At 39.7% G+C, this 18073-nt stretch carries 11 protein-coding genes; 2 read left to right on the top strand and 9 right to left on the bottom strand.

Going from position 1 to position 18073, the window contains the following annotated elements; translation table 11 throughout:
* Positions 1-2: 2 nt before the first annotated feature.
* A complete protein-coding gene (locus ACFFIP_RS15090; RefSeq protein ID WP_382388528.1) occupies positions 3-2225 on the top strand; it encodes a xanthine dehydrogenase family protein molybdopterin-binding subunit in 2223 nt (740 codons plus the stop codon).
* A gap of 97 nt (positions 2226-2322) precedes the next feature.
* Here ACFFIP_RS15090 and ACFFIP_RS15085 read toward each other — a convergent pair whose 3' ends face one another.
* From ACFFIP_RS15085 to ACFFIP_RS15070, 4 genes are all read right to left on the bottom strand, one after another.
* The gene (locus tag ACFFIP_RS15085; protein WP_382388527.1) at positions 2323-2943 is read right to left on the bottom strand and encodes a hypothetical protein; all 621 of its coding nucleotides are present in this window, start codon (positions 2941-2943) and stop codon (positions 2323-2325) included.
* Between the two features lie 171 nt (positions 2944-3114).
* Positions 3115-4299 carry a hypothetical protein gene (locus ACFFIP_RS15080; protein ID WP_382388526.1) on the bottom strand — a complete coding sequence of 395 codons (1185 nt, stop codon included), beginning with the start codon at positions 4297-4299 and terminating at the stop codon, positions 3115-3117.
* Positions 4300-4441: 142 nt separating this feature from the next.
* Positions 4442-6211, bottom strand: coding sequence for a 30S ribosomal protein S1 (gene rpsA, locus ACFFIP_RS15075; protein ID WP_382388525.1), 1770 nt, complete (start codon positions 6209-6211; stop codon positions 4442-4444).
* Positions 6212-6633: 422 nt separating this feature from the next.
* Positions 6634-7797 (bottom strand): 6-bladed beta-propeller, encoded by a 1164-nt coding sequence (locus tag ACFFIP_RS15070; protein ID WP_382388524.1) that lies wholly within the window; start codon positions 7795-7797, stop codon positions 6634-6636.
* 466 nt (positions 7798-8263) lie between these two features.
* On the opposite strand from ACFFIP_RS15070, the gene ACFFIP_RS15065 reads away from it, so the two are divergent.
* Complete coding sequence (locus ACFFIP_RS15065; RefSeq protein ID WP_382388523.1) at positions 8264-8956, top strand: hypothetical protein; 693 nt, start codon at positions 8264-8266, stop codon at positions 8954-8956.
* A 225-nt stretch (positions 8957-9181) separates the two neighbouring features.
* On the opposite strand, the gene ACFFIP_RS15060 is transcribed toward ACFFIP_RS15065, so the two are convergent.
* The 5 genes from ACFFIP_RS15060 to ACFFIP_RS15040 all read right to left on the bottom strand — a co-directional run bounded on the left by ACFFIP_RS15060 (position 9182) and on the right by ACFFIP_RS15040 (position 17896).
* Positions 9182-12283 carry an efflux RND transporter permease subunit gene (locus ACFFIP_RS15060; protein WP_382388522.1) on the bottom strand — a complete coding sequence of 1034 codons (3102 nt, stop codon included), beginning with the start codon at positions 12281-12283 and terminating at the stop codon, positions 9182-9184.
* A gap of 325 nt (positions 12284-12608) precedes the next feature.
* On the bottom strand, positions 12609-12908 hold the full coding sequence (locus ACFFIP_RS15055; protein WP_382388521.1) for a GIY-YIG nuclease family protein: 300 nt from the start codon (positions 12906-12908) through the stop codon (positions 12609-12611).
* A gap of 113 nt (positions 12909-13021) precedes the next feature.
* On the bottom strand, positions 13022-16054 hold the full coding sequence (locus tag ACFFIP_RS15050) for an efflux RND transporter permease subunit (protein WP_382388520.1): 3033 nt from the start codon (positions 16052-16054) through the stop codon (positions 13022-13024).
* Between the two features lie 5 nt (positions 16055-16059).
* Positions 16060-17130 carry an efflux RND transporter periplasmic adaptor subunit gene (locus ACFFIP_RS15045; protein ID WP_382388519.1) on the bottom strand — a complete coding sequence of 357 codons (1071 nt, stop codon included), beginning with the start codon at positions 17128-17130 and terminating at the stop codon, positions 16060-16062.
* Between the two features lie 214 nt (positions 17131-17344).
* Complete coding sequence (locus ACFFIP_RS15040) at positions 17345-17896, bottom strand: septal ring lytic transglycosylase RlpA family protein (RefSeq protein ID WP_382388518.1); 552 nt, start codon at positions 17894-17896, stop codon at positions 17345-17347.
* Between the last annotated feature and the right edge of the window lie 177 nt (positions 17897-18073).

The raw sequence follows: 18073 nt of genomic DNA, 5'->3' as shown, positions 1-18073 counted from the left end.
CCATGAAATTTCAGTATACAAATAGAAGGGACTTCCTGAAAACAACTGGCCATTTGTTGATCGGCTTCAATCTGTTTCCTTTCCTCCAATGCAGCCCAATTGAAGAAAACAAGACTTTTTTAGATGAATACACCGGAATACCTGAAAGGCCTCATGCGGGTAGAGATTTGATTGATTCTTGGATCAGGTTAGACGCCAATGGACATGTAACCATATTGACAGGAAAGAAAGAACTGGGACAAGGAATCCGTACTGCACTGATGCAGATGGCCGCAGACGAACTTGAGGTGGATCTGAAAAGATGTCATATCATCAATGGGGATACCGGACAAACAGCCAATGAAGGCTATACTTCAGGTAGCAATTCCATCGAAGGAAGTGGCATTGCCATAAGAAGGGCAGCAGCAGAGGCTAAGCATTTTTTAAAACAATTGGCGGCAGAAAAATGGAATAAGGATTATTCTAAATTGACAGTAAAAGATGGCTTGATCCAAGATACTGAAAACAACAAAATCACTTACTGGGAATTGGTTGACGGCCAGTATTTCACCAAAAATATTACAGAAGAAGCACCTCTTTTGGATTTTGACCAATACAAATATGTGGGAAAGCCCATCCCAAGAGAGGATATCAAAAATCTTGTGATGGGAAAACAGCATTTTATCCATGACCTGAGATTCCCCGAAATGGTTCATGCCAGGGTTTTACACCCTCCTACTTATCATGCAAAAATCAAAAAAATCAATATCGCCTCAATTGAATCACTAGAGGGGATAATCAAGGTGATCCAAGATGGAAACTTCATCGCAGTAATCGCAAAAAGAGAATATCAGGCCATTAAAGGTTTAGAAAAGCTGAGGGCAGAAACAGAATGGGAAGAGGAACCAATCAAGATTACTCCTGATAAGCTCTTCACGGACATGAAGGCAAAACAAGGCAAGGCGCTCATGGTCGAAGACAGCTCCAAAATTAGTCCAACCATCAATTCTTCTAAGATAAAAATACGCTCAACTTACCAAAGGCCATACCACATGCATGGGTCAGCTGGTCCCTCCTGTGCTGTGGCCCTATGGGAGAATGAGCAACTTACCGTCTGGTCACCTACCCAGGGAGTGTATCCTTTGCAAAGCACATTAACTGACCTTTTCCAAATGGATCAGGAAAAAATCCGTTGCATTGGCATACCTGGTTCAGGTTGTTATGGTCATAATGGTGCAGACGATGTCTCCGCTGAAGCAGCCCTGATTGCAAAACAGCTACCGGGGAAACACGTCCGTCTGCAATGGATGAGGGAAGATGAGCACCAATGGGAACCATATGGTTCTGCAATGATCATGGAATTGGAAGCTGGAGTTTCTCAGGACGGGAAGATCGAGGCCTGGGACAGCCAAATCTGGTCTGATTCCCACAGCACAAGGCCAAGGGGTGAAGCTGGAAACTTTATAGCTGCAAGACATTTAGAAAAGTCTTTTGCTTTCTCAAAAGGAGGATATTCGGGTGGGGCCTATAGGAATGCGACACCTATATATGATATACCCGATCACAGGTTGCGCTTGTATAATTATGATGGCCCCTTAAGAACCTCTGCATTGAGGGGCTTAGGTGCATACGCCAATATTTTTGCTTTGGAATCTTTTATGGATGAACTGGCTGAGGCTTCTGGCATTGATCCGTTCACATTCCGGATCAACAACCTGAAGGATGAAAGGGCTATCGCTGTTTTGGAGGAATTGAAATCAAAGACCAACTGGAATGCCCTGGAGCGATCAGGGGACAAAGGGTATGGAATTGCCTTTGCCAAATACAAAAACTCCGCTGCCTATTTTGCTGTGATGGCAGAAGTGGAAAAAGTCCCAGAAAAAGAGGCTTTCAAATTGAACAAAATGGTCGGTGTGATTGAAGCCGGACAGTGCATCAATCCAGATGGACTGATCAATCAAACTGAAGGGGGCATGATCCAATCTGCCAGTTGGACCTTGTTGGAATCAGTCAAGTATGATGAAAATGGAATATTAAGTAAAGATTGGAACAGTTATCCGATTCTGCGGGCCAAAGATGTACCTGGAGTCGAAGTACATGTCATCAACCGGCCTGAACTCCCACCTTTGGGGGCTGGGGAGGCGGCACAAGGGCCTGTGGCGGCAGCCATTGCCAATGCTGTATTTGATTGTACTGGAACAAGGGTTAGGGAATTGCCGATTACAGCAGAAAAGGTTGACTGGTAGAAAAAGAAAGGAGGAAATAAACTCCAAAAACCAACCCAGAAAACCTTTTCATTTTTTCCATACCCATAACTGATTTACCAAAGCAGTGGATCAAACCTTACTTCATCCTAGAAGAACTTAATTTATAAGCTAAACCAAACTGCAGCCCAAACTCCGTCAACCTTCTATAATTCTGTTCAAATGGAACAATGGAAGCATGCCTTTTGAAATTAGGCTGTAAAAACAATCCAAATTTGTCAAAATCATGGCTTAAACTAAGTCCAATCAAATAACCCAAGCCCGATTGTCTGCTGCTTGGGCTATCAGAAAGCTGAAAGTTCAACATTGGTCCTGCTTGGAGAGCCAGAAAATCAAAAAGCTGATAAGAAGCCAACACCGGCAAGCTCAACATTTCAAAATCAGTAGACTCCTCAATAATCGAAAGGCCGTTTATAGGAAATGTGGTTCCAGGAGGGATATTTGGTGAAATTAAAATTTGTGCAAAACTGTAAGAAATTCCCGTTTCTACTGCCCATTTGGGATGCCATTTTCTCTGAATCCTTAATCCCAGATCATAAAAATCACTCACTTCATAAGAAGCTCCTCCAAGAAAGTTGACTTTCTCCAACAAAGCCGCATCCGACATCCCAACAAATGCTTTCATCCTCCACTCCGTTTGTGCAATCAATGATGAGTGCATCAGTACCAAAATAAAAATTCCAAAAATAAGCTTTTTCATAACAAAGGATTGACCAATTATAAACTGGACGAATAAATTACAGAAAACGCGACAGTACGGAAACTAAAATCACAAGTTCCTATTCATTTGAATCAAGTTTATGTTTGAACCTATTATAAACTTCTGATCAAGCCAAGATCAAAATAAAAAAAATAAGATTTCATACTTTGATCAATTAGATACCAATTTCACTTTATAAATTCTTAAAAAATCCTCTTCCTCTTCTTCATTTGGAGCTTTTTCCATCCAAAGAAATCCACCACCAGAAGCAAAACCAATTCTCCTAACTTTGTCAGGAAAAGCAAGGTTTCCAATTACTTCGAATGTATTTTGGTCTAAAATTAAAACCCCTTGATTGACTTCATTTTCAACTTGATTGTAAAGCCTTTCGGATCCCTCCTCATCCCCAGAATTCCAAAGAACCTCTAATTCTTTCATTTTATCTTCTGGAATACCTCCATAATAATGGATCAGGATTTTTTCGTCTACAATGTGAATATTTCTAATAGCTGGAGTATCACCTTTAATGGTTATTGAACCTTCAGCAAATTCTGATCTTGGAGTAATAGGCAATTTTCCAAAACCAGGAATACTTATAAGTACTATTGTATCCAACTTTGCACCTTCGGAACTTAAGTCATAAATATTTAACCGCTGTTCTCCCCCTAAAGCGATATAAAGTTTTTCTTTTGTAGCCTCAAATGCTGGTGCATAATCACTTTCAAAATAACCGTTCCCATCCAAAAACTGGCTTCCTTTTTCAAATGGAACAATTTCAGTAAAATTCCCATTTTCGATATCGATAAGTTCCAAAGCCTGGAAGCTATCGTAAAACTTTTGTTCTCCAGGAAAAGTATTTCTGGTTCGGACAGATTTGCTAAGCAAAAATTGCTTTCCATTGATCGTTACAGTTTCTATTCCCTTTCCAGTAAAACTCATAAAACCTGCACCTCCCATAGCCTCAGGATGTGCTAGTCTTTTAATCATATTCCCTTCTAAATCATAGATAAATATCCCTTTCATTCCGGCTAGGGCAACTTGATTGTCATTTAAAAAGCCTGGAAATTCGATAAGAAATCCATAAGCATCAGGAGTGTCCTCTTTTTTGGAGAATCGACTAAAAATATCCCCTGATTGATCGGTAAATACAAATTCTCTACTCGCGAAATCATAAAAAGCAAAGCTTTCCATGTTCGGACTTACATCGATTAACATGGGATTTCCAAGAATCTTCAAGTCTAAAGAATCAACTACTTCAAAAGAAAAATTATTAGAAATTTCAAGCTTCTGTTCCTTGGATTTTCCACAGGAAAATAGAACTAGTGAGATCAGTGAAAAATGATAGTAATGTTTCATTTTGGAAATTAAACATTTTTTCCGACATCCTCAGTTCTTAGTTTTAATTTTCAGAATGAACAAAAAAAGTGGCTGCCTTCCGACAGCCACTTTCTATTATATTACACACGAGTCTTGACTCTCGTCTCTCGCTTCTAGCTTATTATTTCTTTCCGCCTTCCATCTTCTCTTTCAACTCTGCCAATGCGTCGATATCACCAAGGGTAGATTTCTCTGCAGCAGGAGCATCAGCTGGAGCAGCAGCAGCTTTCTTAGCCTTTTTAGGCGCAGCAGCAGGCTTAGCTTCTTCTTTGAAAGTAGCAGTATGGGAAAGAACGATTCTCTTATCGTCTTTAGAGAATTCGGTAACTTTGAAGTCCAAAGCTTCACCTACTTCTACCTGAGAACCATCTTCTTTTTCCAAGTTTTTGGAAGTGGCAAATCCTTCAAGGCCGTAAGGCAATTCAAGAACCGCACCTTTATCATTCTTCGAGTTTACAGTACACTTGTGCACTGAACCTACTGGGAAAACAGTCTCGAAAGTATCCCATGGGTTTTCTTCCAACTGCTTATGACCTAGAGCAAGTCTTCTGTTTTCAACATCAAGTTCCAAAACAGCAACTTCCAATTCATCACCTACTTTTACAAACTCAGATGGATGCTTGATTTTCTTAGTCCAAGAAAGGTCAGATACGTGTACCAATCCGTCGATACCTTCTTCCAATTCAAGGAACAAACCAAAGTTGGTAAGGTTTCTAACCACACCTTTGTGCTTAGTACCCACTGCATATTTAGCAGCCATGTCACCTTTAGTCCAAGGATCTTCAGTCAATTGCTTGATACCCAAAGACATTTTTCTTTCGTCTTTATCCAAAGTCAATACAACTGCTTCGATCTCATCGCCTACTTTCACAAAGTCAGCAGGGTTTCTCAAGTGCTGTGACCAGCTCATTTCAGAAACGTGGATCAAACCTTCAACTCCTGGAGCCAATTCAAGGAATGCACCGTAGTCAGCAACGTTAACAATTTTGCCTTTCACTCTTGAACCAACTTCCAATTCAGCAGAAAGAGCATCCCAAGGATGAGCGGTCAATTGCTTCATGCCCAAAGAAATTCTCTTCTTGTCATCATCGAAGTCAAGTACAACCACCTGAACTTTGTCGTCAAGGTTAAGTACTTCTTCAGGATGGTTGATTCTGCCCCAAGAGATATCAGTGATGTGCAATAGACCATCAACACCACCCAAGTCGATGAATACACCGAAGTTGGTCATGTTTTTGATCACACCTTCCAATACCTGACCTTTCTCAAGGTTGTTCAGAATTTCTGCTTTTTGCTTCTCTAGATCTTTCTCAATCAATACTTTATGAGAAACAACTACGTTATCGTTAGTATGGTTGATTTTAACCACTTTCACTTCCATTTTCTTACCTACATAGATATCGAAATCTCTGATAGGCTTCACGTCAATCTGAGAACCTGGCAAGAAGGCTTCTACACCGTAGATATCTACGATAAGACCACCTTTGGTTCTTCTTTTCACCAATCCTTCGATTACGCTATCATTTGCTAGGGCGTCTTCGATATCGCTCCATGCACGTACCATTCTGGCTTTCTTTCTAGAAAGAACCAACTGGCCCAATGCATTTTCCTGCTCTTCGATAAATACTTCAACTTCATCTCCGATTTTAAGATCAGGAAGATCACGGAATTCAGAAGCAGGAACCAAACCGTCAGACTTGAAGCCGATGTTGATGATGATATCCTTATCATTGATACCTACTACAGTACCTTTGATCACTTCTTTTTCATTGATTTCATTCAAGGTGCCTTCGTAAAGGGCCTCCATTTCGGCTCTTTTGTCCTTGGAATAGCCTTCACCAAATCCTTTGGTGTCGAAATCGTCCCAGTTAAACTCTTTTTGTTTAGACATAATAATTGAACAACCCTGATTTTCAACAACCTTAGGGTCATTAGGTTGAGGTTTTTAGTGATAGATAAAAGTCCCTGAAAATCAGCATCAGAAACCCCGTCCACCCGAACGGACTGCAAAGGTAAGGTTTTTTTAGAAATGGAGAATTATTGAAAGGAAAAATGTATGTGTTTTGAAAACAGGATTTACTTAAAAAAAGAATATGTATATCCGGAATTACACCACTACTTAAATTAGAAGTAGATTTTTAACAAACCGATATTTGTTGATAACCTGTCCCGGCTCTCGAGATTGGATATTCATAGATATTGGTTCGAAATCAGAGGTTAGTTCTATTTAATATCTTTAGCTGGTTTAATTGCGGATAATCAAAAAAAGAAACCCCAAAAATCACTTTCAGGGGTTTTCTATTGTTCAATCGATTACTTTATTTTCAATTTTACTAAAACAAAATTTTCACTTTCTAATAAATCCTTATTTTCATTTACAAAAAAATGCACCCCTTCATTTAACTTTAATTCATCACCTTGGGGGTTAGGAAAAGAAGAATTATAATCATTTATAAATTGTCCAGGGTAATATAGAAAATAGATTGCATCCTCTGAATATGTCCATGGAGGCAGTGAAAGCAACATGCCATCAATATCATTTTCAATTCCAGCATATTGATTTTTTTGATGCAAATTTTCATCTAGCCAAACATAATGGCGATTTCTGTTTTCTTGCATTAAATACATTAAGAATCCATTTCCGAAAGGATGAATTGAAAAAATATTTCTTATAAATTCAGTTCCTTCCAAATATTTAGATTCATCTTCAAAATTATTAAACCTTGCTCTTTGCTCAGATTTGAACGAATATTTACCAAAATCAAATTCAACTTGCTTGATCAATTCACCTTCGTTGGAGAATTCCAAATATTGGTATCCAAAAGGTAGTATATAATTTATGGTATTGGTATTTGGATTTATCATGAATCCGTTGATACTTCCAAATAATTTATTCTCCATCCATGGTTCCATTGGAATCATAGACGAAATTTTTCCATTTTTGGATTTAATTATTCTCCCTTCGAATTGAGGATCATTATTGACATAATATAATTCAACCCCCTCTCCTTTATAAAAGTCTCCTAGTAAAAAATTATTTTTCTCTACAGATATTAAAGCTCCCGAAAAATCATAAGTTAACATTTTTCTAGTCCTGCCATCCTTAATTATTATTTCATTATTATTTACTTGAAAATCATCGATTTGCAAAAATTGATCAGGTCCTTCTCCAATATCTTTTATAATTTTTTCCAAATCCCCACCTTGGTTGTAAATGAATATGAAATTTTGAAATTTATCTAAAAGAAAAATTCTCGAACCATATAATAAGGTTTTATATGGATTCACTAGTGGAAATCTCTCATCAGATTTTATTAAATAATAATCAATTTCGGAAAAGAATTTCGAAGCCTTAGCTTTTTCTTGATTCTCTAATCTAATGCTCCTAGTTAAATTTTGGTCAACATCATAATTGTTTTTACAAGAAAAAATAAATAAAACAATGATAATTGTAAACAAACTATTTTTAAACATCATATTTTCTTTGAACTATATATTTGAATAAAATTATTTAATTAAAAGTAATAAATCAAAGAAGGAAGTAGCCTTAAAAATTGAGCTACTTCCAATCCTTCTGTTCATTTTTATTGGCATCCCTTTAATGAGCCACAACCATGTGTGGGGTGATAAACGCATACTGTGACCATTGATTGTGTTATAGGGCAATATACTTGTTGGGGTGTTCTACCTTGATCAGATCCTGGTAATGATTCATCCTGAGCCCTTGAAGGAGTTGAAAAGATTAAACAACCTAAAAGGAATACTGAAAACAATAAAATAGATTTACTCTTTTTCATAATATTAATATTTAATGATTAAAGATAAATTAGTTCTTGAAACTAGAAAAAAAAAAAAAAATGAAACTGCAAAATCTTAAGATTAAGAATAAATGTCTTTCCAGTAAATTTGAAATTAGGTCTGATTTCATAAAATTACTTTTCTCATGAAAAATCCTCTCATCATCTTTCTGTTTTTTGCTGTAATAAGGCCAGCTTTTGGACAGTATTATGCAGGTGGAATTCAAGCTAATTTTGGAATCCCATTGAATAAACTCAGAGAAAGTGCTGAAGGTATTATTTTCCCTGAGTACACTTTTACCCTATATTATCCATTGTACAATAGGCCTGTCGATCTAGGACTGAACATCGGGGTTGGCACATACCAAACCAAACTTGAAAAAAGAAGGGATCTTTACCAAGGCTATAATGACGAAATGAGACTTAGGAGAAATAATAATTTATTGAGTCTGATGGGTTTTGTGCGATATAATTTTAATCCAGAGGCTAAAGTAATTCCATTCATTGAAGCCCAGCTGGGTACGACTTATTTTTATACAAGATATAAAATCAGGGAAAGTTGGGACAGTGTTCCCATCGAAGAAGGCCGAGATCAGTCAAATTGGGTGATGGCCTATAGAATCGGGGGAGGGCTTAAATTCCCTTTCAAGAACAGAGACAAGGGACATTGGGAATTCAAGGCTTTGTATCATGAAAGTACCCCCGCAAAGTTTTTAAGGAAACAGGACACCCTATTTAATCCTGACAAAGGAGAGGGTGAATTTGAATATAACCTACAACGAAGTCCTTTTTACCTTCTGCAGCCTGGGATTGGGGTTATTCTGTACTTCGATTATTAAAATAAAACGCCAAAGTTTTCAAACTTGAACTTATTCCTATACCCACAAAGCCTACCCGCTTCCCCGCTTCTCGAAATTTGCAATTTCGAGAAAAGATAAAATGGATTTCCAATCCACCTTTTTACAAACCACAAATATCCTGGGCAAATAAAATCCTTTCTATCAAGGTTAGTAACTACAAGTCTTCGGCAAAATAAGATAAATCTAACACCATCAAAAAAACGCTCATCCCCTCTTCTTCCACAAAAACACCGGCAATGCCAAAAACACCCCCACCACACTGAACACCAATCCTCCAATCGTTCCAATGGCCAGAGAAAACCAGAAAATCTCATTCTGCCCTTCCATGATAAATGGGATCAATCCAAAACAGGTTGAAAGAATGGTCAGTAAAATAGGCACAGCCTTACCCGCAACGGCTTTGAGAATGTTCCTATTATAAATTCCCCCTTTCCGATTATTCAGGTCATTGACAATAAAAATAGCCGCATTGACTGCCAAACCACCCAACATGACAAAGGCCGCATATCCTCCCTGATCAAAATAAAAATCAAACAAAGAGAAAATCAAAAACAGTCCAATAAACGAAATCGGGATGATGATAATGATATAAAAAGGCTGCTTCAGGTTTTCAAAAAGAACAGAAGTAATAAATAAAATCCCAACAATCAAGACCAAAATCAAACTGTACTGTCTTTTTGCTTTTTCCCAGTTATAGGACCAGGTCTGCTTGGATGCTGTATAGCCAATTGGCATAGTCGCCTTCATTTCTTTTAAAACTTCATCCAGGTACTCGTTCCCAAACTTGGCAGAACCCATGTATTCGAAAGCCACTAAACGTATGTATTGTCTATCCTCTTTATGCAGGGCGTTGGTGGTAGATTCTTTGGTAAGACTTCCAAAATTACTGACTTTGAATATCTTGTCCTCTCCACTGATCAGACTGTTCGACTCGAGGTCGTACCTGGAATATTTGTCAGCATCCTGTTCTCTGACCATCAAACCATAATTTTTATCTTCTAGGGTAAGGTAAACAGAAGGTCCTGCAGGTTTGGAAACATCATTCAATGCTGAAATAACCTGGTATTGATTGGTTCCTCCTAGAGCCATACTGCCTTGATTTAAACGCAGCACATATTCTTCTGTTTTCTGCTCATTCCAACCTAGCCGTTCATTGGTATTGACTTCCTGAATTCTTCTATGTCTTAAAAGTTTTTCTGCCAGGATTTCTGACTGTCTTTCAAGCTCATCAAAATTATACCCCTTCATGGTCACCCTGAAAGAAGGAATCCCCTCTCCCCCTGCTCCGGTATAAAACCCTTGGCCAACACCATAGATAGTCCATCGTGCACCTGACCAATCGGTGGACTTGACCGACAACCTTCCCTTCAGCTGATAAGGCAGTGCGGATTTTTCATAGGCTTCCTTAAAAGTAATGATAATCTGAGCATATTGGCCCGATTGTACCCAGGTAACAAACTGATCAATTCCCTCCACTCCTTTCAAGAAACCTTCAAATTCCCGCATGATAAAATCCATCTGATCTAGCGTATTACCAAAAGGCAGGCGGGCGGTCACATACAACCTGGTTTTTTCAGCTTCCCGGTAAGATGATTTTTCAAATACACCCCTAACAAACATTCTCAGAGAACCACCCAAATACTTGTCTACATAGGATCTGATTTCTTCCTGATAAAGGCTACTTCCAATGCTTTTGTTATACCACTCCTGCCCTTCCCATTTGGCAGGAAGAAAGAAAACAGGAAGACCGAAAAGCAACAACAAGGCAGTGATAAAGCTTTTTCTGTAGTTGGCCACAAACCCTATTCCCTTTTCGAAAGTCCGGAACCTTATCACCCTATCTCTAAGCTGTTTGATAGAAAGTATCCTACCTCTCTTAGCTTTATTTCCGAAAAGCAATTCATACATAGCAGGTGTAAACAATAGAGCTACCATCAAGGAAACCCCAAGCATGACCGCTACCACTACAGAAAACTCAGTCAGGTTTTTGCGGTCTTCTTCAGGAAGAAAAAACACAATCATCAAGGCTGCAATCGTGGTCAGAGAAGCAGCCAACAAGGCCAAAAACACTTTCCTGTTCTTATGCTTATGCAGGTGATCAATCATGATGATGGCATTATCCACGATAAGGCCAAAAGAAATGGTCAGACCCGCTATGGAATAAAGGTGTATATCTACCTCCAGTAGGTATAATATGATGCCTGTAATACTAAGATTGACTACAATCCCCAAAAACAATATGCTCAGGTAACGCAGATTGCGGTTGATCAAAAAGATGAAAACAATCAAAATCAAAATAGAAAGCCCGGACCTTTTGTAAATTTTGTTCAGTTCCTTTTCCAGAAACTCTGTATCATCATTTTCCAAACGGACTTCAAATCCTGCAGGCAAAAGTTTTTTAGCTTCCTCAACAGCGGATTTGATATTCTTCGCCAACAACACCTTATTCACTCCATCCCGGTTGATAATGGAAAGCGTAACAGAGTTATTGCCATTGATCCGGTAATATGAGGTGGCTTCGGCTTCTTCCAAAGTGAGCTGGGCAACATCTTTCAGCAAAACCTCTTTGCCTTCACGGGTCGTAACAAGCAGGTTTTCCAATTGGCTCAAACTGCTTAAGGAACGGTCAACCTGAATAAATAGTGTTTCTTCTCTGCTGTTCACAACTGCTCCTGGATAAGTCCTCCCAAAAGAACTGCGTATGGCAGATTCCAGGTCCTGCTTACCGAGCTTCAGCGCCTGAAGTTTTTTGACATCATAGGTCACAAAAAGCTGCAGGTCATTGGCCCCTCTTACAGTAATTTCTTCGATTGCTTCAAATCGGTTAAGAGAAGATTTGATCACATCTTCTGCAATCTTCTTGATCTCGAATGAAGCGAAAGGACCGTTGACAGAATAAGTAAGAATTGGGGTTTTGAGGTCACTCCGTCTTTCTTCTGATTGGGTGACCAAGGGATAGGAAACCTTCCGGTCCATGGAAGGATAAACCTGCCTGACAATGGATGCGACTTCGAATTTTTTGAATTCCATATCCGTCTCCTTATCAAACCGCAAGGTGATAGACCCCCTGTCATAATTGGAAACCGAGTTAATTTTCTTCAGCTCGGACAATTGGGAAAGTGCGCCTTCTAATGGAGAAGTCGCCAACTTTTCCACCAACTCGGGTGAAGATTGAGGAACAGCATAACTAATTGTCAATACAGGCTCACGCTCTCGTGGATTCAAATCCACAGACAGCCTAGGCACCAAAGCGAAACCTATGATGCTCAGCACGATGAACGATATGATGATCCTGAATGGTGACATTTTTATTTTAGAATTTTAGAGGCGAGAAGCGAGAGATTAGAAGCAAGAATCTAGAGGCTAGAATTAAGATTCTGTACCTACACGTCACCCTGAGAATTTACAGTGAATAGAATGACATTTTTTGTAACGTCATCCTGAACCGTAGCTTGCGGAGGTGAAGGATCTCCCAAATAATAGGGGATTCTTCGCTCTTACTTCGCTACCATTAACAGATTTATAGAACCGTCACTCTGACGAAGGAAGGGTCTCCTGTTATATGGGAGACACTTCGACTTCGCGAGCCTGTCTGACGAACAGGCAGGCTCCGTCTCAGAATGACAGAACATCACCAATTCATTACTTCTTCCCCCAAGTCCTTCCAACTTGGATTCAAACTACTTATCAATTCAATTTTCTTTTTCCTTGTCCACCCTTTCAACTGTTTTTCCCTTTGAATTGCTTCCTCTATTGTGTAAAAACCTTCAAAATATATAAGTTTTGTAAGGTTATATTTGGTTACAAATGAGTTTCGATTTAAACCATTTTGATGTTCATAAAGACGTCTTTGTAAGTCATTTGTGACTCCGATATAAAGTGTGGTATGATGAGCATTTGTCAAAATGTAAACAGCACCACCTTTTTGCATTTTGTTATCTTTTTTCTTTGATTAACATAATCAGCCAGTTCTATACCAATACTCGTCACTCTGAACCAAGTGAAGAGTCACCAAAACTACGGGAGATTCTTCGCCTCCGCAGGCTACGGCTCAGAATGACGAGCCAAAAACCAATACGCCAAAGGCACAAAGTACAAGGCCGTAAAGGTTCCGATCGTCAGTCCACCGATGACGGAAAAGACCAGAGGCCTTTGAAGGTCAGCACCCAAGCCAGAACTGAACACCACAGGCAGCAAGGCCAAGATGGTCGTAACGGATGTCATCATGATGGGCTTCAAGCGGATTTCACCTGCTTCAAACAATGCTTTGTCCAGGACTCCTCTTCCTGTCAATTCACTGGAATACTTTACCCTAAGCCGATTGATGGTGTCTATCTTCAAAATGGCATCATTCACCATAATACCCAACATCACCACCAAACCGATCGCTGACATCACATTTAGACTGCTTCCAGTAATCAAAAGCACCAGAAATGCACCGGCAACCCCTAAAGGCAAAGTAAAAATCACGATTAGCGGCTGAACAAAACTTTCAAATTGGGCAGAAAGGATAAAGTACAAAAGCAATACAGCCACCAACAGTATGCCGATCAATTCCTGAATAGTTTCCCTATCCTTGAAGTACTGTCCGAAGAAAGAAACCCCAAGGTTTCTATCTACTCCCCATTTGATGATCTCAGCATTATGCGAACTTGGATCCTCATCTTCCAATATGACAGATTGATAAACACCTCCCTTATCTGCCGTGACAAATTTGTAGTGGTTTTCGTAATCAAACCTGATAAAATTATCCAGTGCATATTCTACCCCATCTTTCCCTTTGAGGTAATTGTTTCGGAGAATGTTTTCAAAATCCTTCCTTTCTGAGCTCAATTTGATGGGCGTGATCTCCCCAAAACGCTTGATATCTGTGATGGTATAAGCTCCAAAAAGCCTTTTTACCTGTTCCTGAAGCTCATTGGCCTGAATCCCATAAAGAGCCAACCGAGAAGCATCGAGCCTAAAAACTACAGAAGCCTCTTTTTGCAATCCTGGCCCTCTGCTGTATTCCTGTTGAGGAAACTCCGATAGCCAGGCATCCATTTTCTCTTCATCAACCGGACGTTTAGTAGTTAAATCCTTCCACCTCACTTCGTAAAAAGGCATATTGGAAGAAAACAACTGATCAAAAGCATTTGGGGCATCTGATATTTCGAATAAGGCATTTGGATAAGCATTTCTGATCATGCCTCCCATACGTTCCATCTCTGTATTTTTCTCCTCTTGGGTTTCAAAAAGGAAATAGAGATTGGCTTCCTGTAAGGAGCTTTCCCCATCAAACAATAAGAACTGCCGGACCCCAACGTCTGCTTCCGACTTTTCATATCTACCTTCCAATGCTTCTAACAAGCCCATAACCCTTTCCTTATTTTGCTCCACACCTATCGGCTCATTCCAATCTATCCTGACCACCGCGTCGAACTTTTCAATAGGAGGCAAACCCTGAACTTCCAACAAATAAACCAAACCAAGTCCCAATGGGATAAAAACCAGGAAAATGGCAAAACTCAATTTTCTTTTCGCAAAAATCTTAACATAAAGTTTTTTGTAACCTTTAAGCACCAACTTGAAAAACCTGCTGTCTTCTTCCATCAATGGCTCTTGAGCCTTCTTCCTGAAGAAAAAGTGATACAACATGGGCAAAAGAATAAATGCTACCAACAGGGAAACTCCCAATATCGCTGCCACTGAGACTGCCTGATCGAAAAACAAAGCACCTGAAACCCCGCTCAAAAACACCAACGGAACAAACACCGCCAAAGTCGTCAATACCGAGCTGATTAAAGCTGACATCACTTCATTTACCCCTTCTGCACAGGCATCAAACAAAGCCAAACCTTCCTTTCTTTTGCGGGTAATGTTATCCAGTACAATAATGGAATTATCGATCAACATCCCCAGGCCCAGTGCCAGGCCAGAAAGGGAAATCACATTGATGGAGATATCAAAAAAGTAAAATACCAGAAAACTGATAACCAAAGAAGAAGGCAATGAAATACCGATAATAATGGGTGTTCTATAGTTACCCATAAAAACAAAAAGGACTCCAAAAGCGAAAAGACCTCCGAAAATCAGGGACGTCTGCAGGTTGCTAATTCCTGCATTGAGCAATACAGATTGGTCTTGGGTAAGGTCAAAGTCTACCTGAGGATAATCCTCTTTGAAAATTTCGATAGCTTCATATACCTTGGGAAGCAGCTCATTCATTTTGGCGGCTGCCTGCTTGTGCACTGTGATCACTAAGCCTTCCTGTTCACCAAACAAATGTTGCCCCATCACCTCATTCACTTCATATTGAACCTTTGCCACTCGACCCAAATCCAAGGTCACCCCTTCTGATGAAGTTACGGGTAGTCTTTGAATATCTGAAGGGCTATCTACCCTGGTAGCAAGTCTTAAATAATACCGGAACTGCCCATCCTCCACAGAAATGCCTGGGAGTTCTTCATTGCCAAACCTGATGGCATTGATGACATTTTCCTCTGACATCCCCAGGGCTTTGAGTGTGGCTTTATCGGGGATTACCGTAATGATCCTTTCTTTTTTTCCATTGATATCCACCAGGGATACGCCCTCTAGCTGCTCTAGTCTCTTCTTGAGCACATTTTCAGTCAGCAGAGACACCTCAGTAAAATCAAAACCTTCTTTGGGAATGACCTGAACACGCACTACCGGAATATCATTGGTATTGACACGGATGACCTGGGGTCGGTCCAGATCTGAAGGAAGGCTATTGGTCAGTCGATCAATCTTTTCATTGACATCTATATAAGCCAATTCCATCTTGGTGCCATAATCGAAAGTCAGGCGGATAGTCCCCACCTCCGAACCCGCTTTACTTTCCAGATCTTCCAGACCATTAAGCGTCATCAGACCCTCTCTAATGGGGGAAAGTACATTCTGTTCAATGGCTTCAGGGGAGGCATTTGGATAATTCACCTTTATCACAATCTGCGGCACATCAATTGGCGGCAAAAGGGATATCGGCAAGGTTCGGAAAACAATGACTGAAAAGACCATCAAGGCCAAAAATGTCATCAGGACAGCTATGGGTCTTGCCAATAAAAATCTTACCATAGCGGTTAATCTTTAATGATTTGTACTGGGGCCTGATGAGCCAATTGTAGGTTATTGGAAGTAATGACAGTCATTCCCGGTTCTATTCCACTGAGAATCTCCACCTCTTCACCATTGTCCTTCCCCACCTCCACATAATTCCATTTGGATTCTTCCTTTTCGATGGTAAATACGACCGGTCGATTGGAACGGTAGACCAAAGCCTGCTTCGGCACAACAATACTGTTATTCTGAGGTGCACGGATAATAGCCCTGGCATTCATCCCAGGCAGCAGACCTCGGTTACCTGTTACAAGAACAGACACCTGAACCAGTCCATTTTCATCTACCTTGGGATTGATACTCCTGACTGTACCGGTAAGGTTGGAAAAACCATCCCCTACTGGATAAATTTCTGCTTTTTGCCCTAAAGTGATCAGGTTAATATCGGATTCCAAAACTTTAACCTTGAGCTCGAGCAGGTTGGTATTGAGGATTTCAAAAAACTCATCTCCAGCATTTACCAGACTCCCTTTTTTCACTTTCACATCGGCAATTCTTCCTGAGGTTGGCGCTTTGATGATGGTTTTTTCTAAGTCCATCTCTGCTTCCTTTAACTCTATTTCAGCTGTTAACAGGTTTGTTTTCACCTTGAGCTGTTCTTCAATCTCTGCTATTCTTTTCTGATCCCCGCTTTCGAGGATTCTTTCAAAACTCAACTTTTCAGAGTTATAGTTAACCTCCGCATTCTTAACAGCAATTTTGGCTTTCTCCAATTTGAGCAAAGCCTCTGTCTGATCCAACCTGGCCAAAACCTTACCCTTTTCTACCATATCCCCTTCCTTAACCAGGAGTTCTTGTAAATAACCAGATCTCTCTGCAATTACTTTGACCTGTTCTATTGCCTCCATTTTACCGGTGGCATTGATCAAATAATCGAAAGTTTTACGCTCTGAAAGTGCTACCCGTACGGGTGTTGCTGAGACTTCTGCCCTGAAGGACTCCAAAGGCTGATCTTGGGAATCGGATTTTTCCTCAGTACAGGAAAAAAAACCAAGAAAAAAGGGTAAAATGAAAATCAGTTTATTCCGCATCATAAAAGACTTTTCAAAAGAAAGCCTTAATAAACTAAATAATTAAATACTGTGCAAGGATGAAACAGAAATATTAAAGCTGAAAAGCATAAATTTCCTTGAAAAGGATCATTACAAGAGGTGAAATAAAAATCTTACTTGCTTGATTATAAAAAATCAAACCGATATCAGAAAAATCAGGAGACTAGAAACTGAAATATTTTACGATCTGAACAGCTTAACTATTCAGCGTATTCATGGCGATTAACCTGGCGCTCGTTTGGAGTTCTAACCCTATGGATAAAATACAAGGTCTTTCAATTTCAATGGGGTTTTCATAAGGTCTCAGACGAAGGTCATCAGGCTTGTCGTCCTGAAAATGTTCCATTAAGGACATGACTGCTTCTTCATCCGTCACTTCAATTTTAACTTTGACAATTCCATCCCGAATCATATCCAATTCCTGCGCAGCTCCTTTAGACAAATCAATTATCCTTTTGGATGATTGTGGCAATCGGTCATTGATCCGTACCCAAACTTCCTTACCGTTTTTTAGATTGGTCACCTTCAGCATGGTTCCAAACGGAAGGTTTTTGTGGGCAGCGGTCAACTCTTCCATATTATACACTTCTCCACTAGCTGTTTTTCTCATGTGGAATTTTCTGCCATAATAACTCGCAACCCCCTCTTGAATTTTCAAGCGCTCTTCCACAGGAGGCAGAGAATCATTCCTTTCAGCCATAGCTGAAAAAGTAAGGAAGACCAGAAGTATCAGTGAAGTTAATTTCATGATGAATTTCTTAGCAATTCACATACCAAATTGAAAAAGAGAATTAAATCTACAATTAATGCCGTTTAGTTAGTGGTTAATTAACTGAAATTCATTATATTAGAGATATAAAATAAGGCTTCCGAAAGCAGGGAGTGCTGGAAGCCTTAAAACTTTAATTGTAAATGAATTCAAGTT

This window comes from Fontibacter flavus, from assembly GCF_042432905.1.
Classification (GTDB): Bacteria; Bacteroidota; Bacteroidia; order Cytophagales; family Cyclobacteriaceae; genus Fontibacter; species Fontibacter flavus.
Note: the sequence above shows the minus strand (reverse complement) of the source record. Positions and strands in the feature narration are given on the sequence as shown.

What these genes read in the sequence shown, in the direction of transcription:
- ACFFIP_RS15080 (WP_382388526.1), bottom strand. Translation starts at nt 4,299, where the DNA reads ATGAAACATTACTATCATTTTTCACTGATCTCACTAGTTCTATTTTCC.
- ACFFIP_RS15045 (WP_382388519.1), bottom strand. Translation starts at nt 17,130, where the DNA reads ATGATGCGGAATAAACTGATTTTCATTTTACCCTTTTTTCTTGGTTTT.
- ACFFIP_RS15055 (WP_382388521.1), bottom strand. Translation starts at nt 12,908, where the DNA reads ATGCAAAAAGGTGGTGCTGTTTACATTTTGACAAATGCTCATCATACC.
- ACFFIP_RS15060 (WP_382388522.1), bottom strand. Translation starts at nt 12,283, where the DNA reads ATGTCACCATTCAGGATCATCATATCGTTCATCGTGCTGAGCATCATA.
- ACFFIP_RS15050 (WP_382388520.1), bottom strand. Translation starts at nt 16,054, where the DNA reads ATGGTAAGATTTTTATTGGCAAGACCCATAGCTGTCCTGATGACATTT.
- ACFFIP_RS15085 (WP_382388527.1), bottom strand. Translation starts at nt 2,943, where the DNA reads ATGAAAAAGCTTATTTTTGGAATTTTTATTTTGGTACTGATGCACTCA.
- ACFFIP_RS15070 (WP_382388524.1), bottom strand. Translation starts at nt 7,797, where the DNA reads ATGATGTTTAAAAATAGTTTGTTTACAATTATCATTGTTTTATTTATT.
- rpsA (WP_382388525.1), bottom strand. Translation starts at nt 6,211, where the DNA reads ATGTCTAAACAAAAAGAGTTTAACTGGGACGATTTCGACACCAAAGGA.
- ACFFIP_RS15040 (WP_382388518.1), bottom strand. Translation starts at nt 17,896, where the DNA reads ATGAAATTAACTTCACTGATACTTCTGGTCTTCCTTACTTTTTCAGCT.
- ACFFIP_RS15090 (WP_382388528.1), top strand. Translation starts at nt 3, where the DNA reads ATGAAATTTCAGTATACAAATAGAAGGGACTTCCTGAAAACAACTGGC.
- ACFFIP_RS15065 (WP_382388523.1), top strand. Translation starts at nt 8,264, where the DNA reads ATGAAAAATCCTCTCATCATCTTTCTGTTTTTTGCTGTAATAAGGCCA.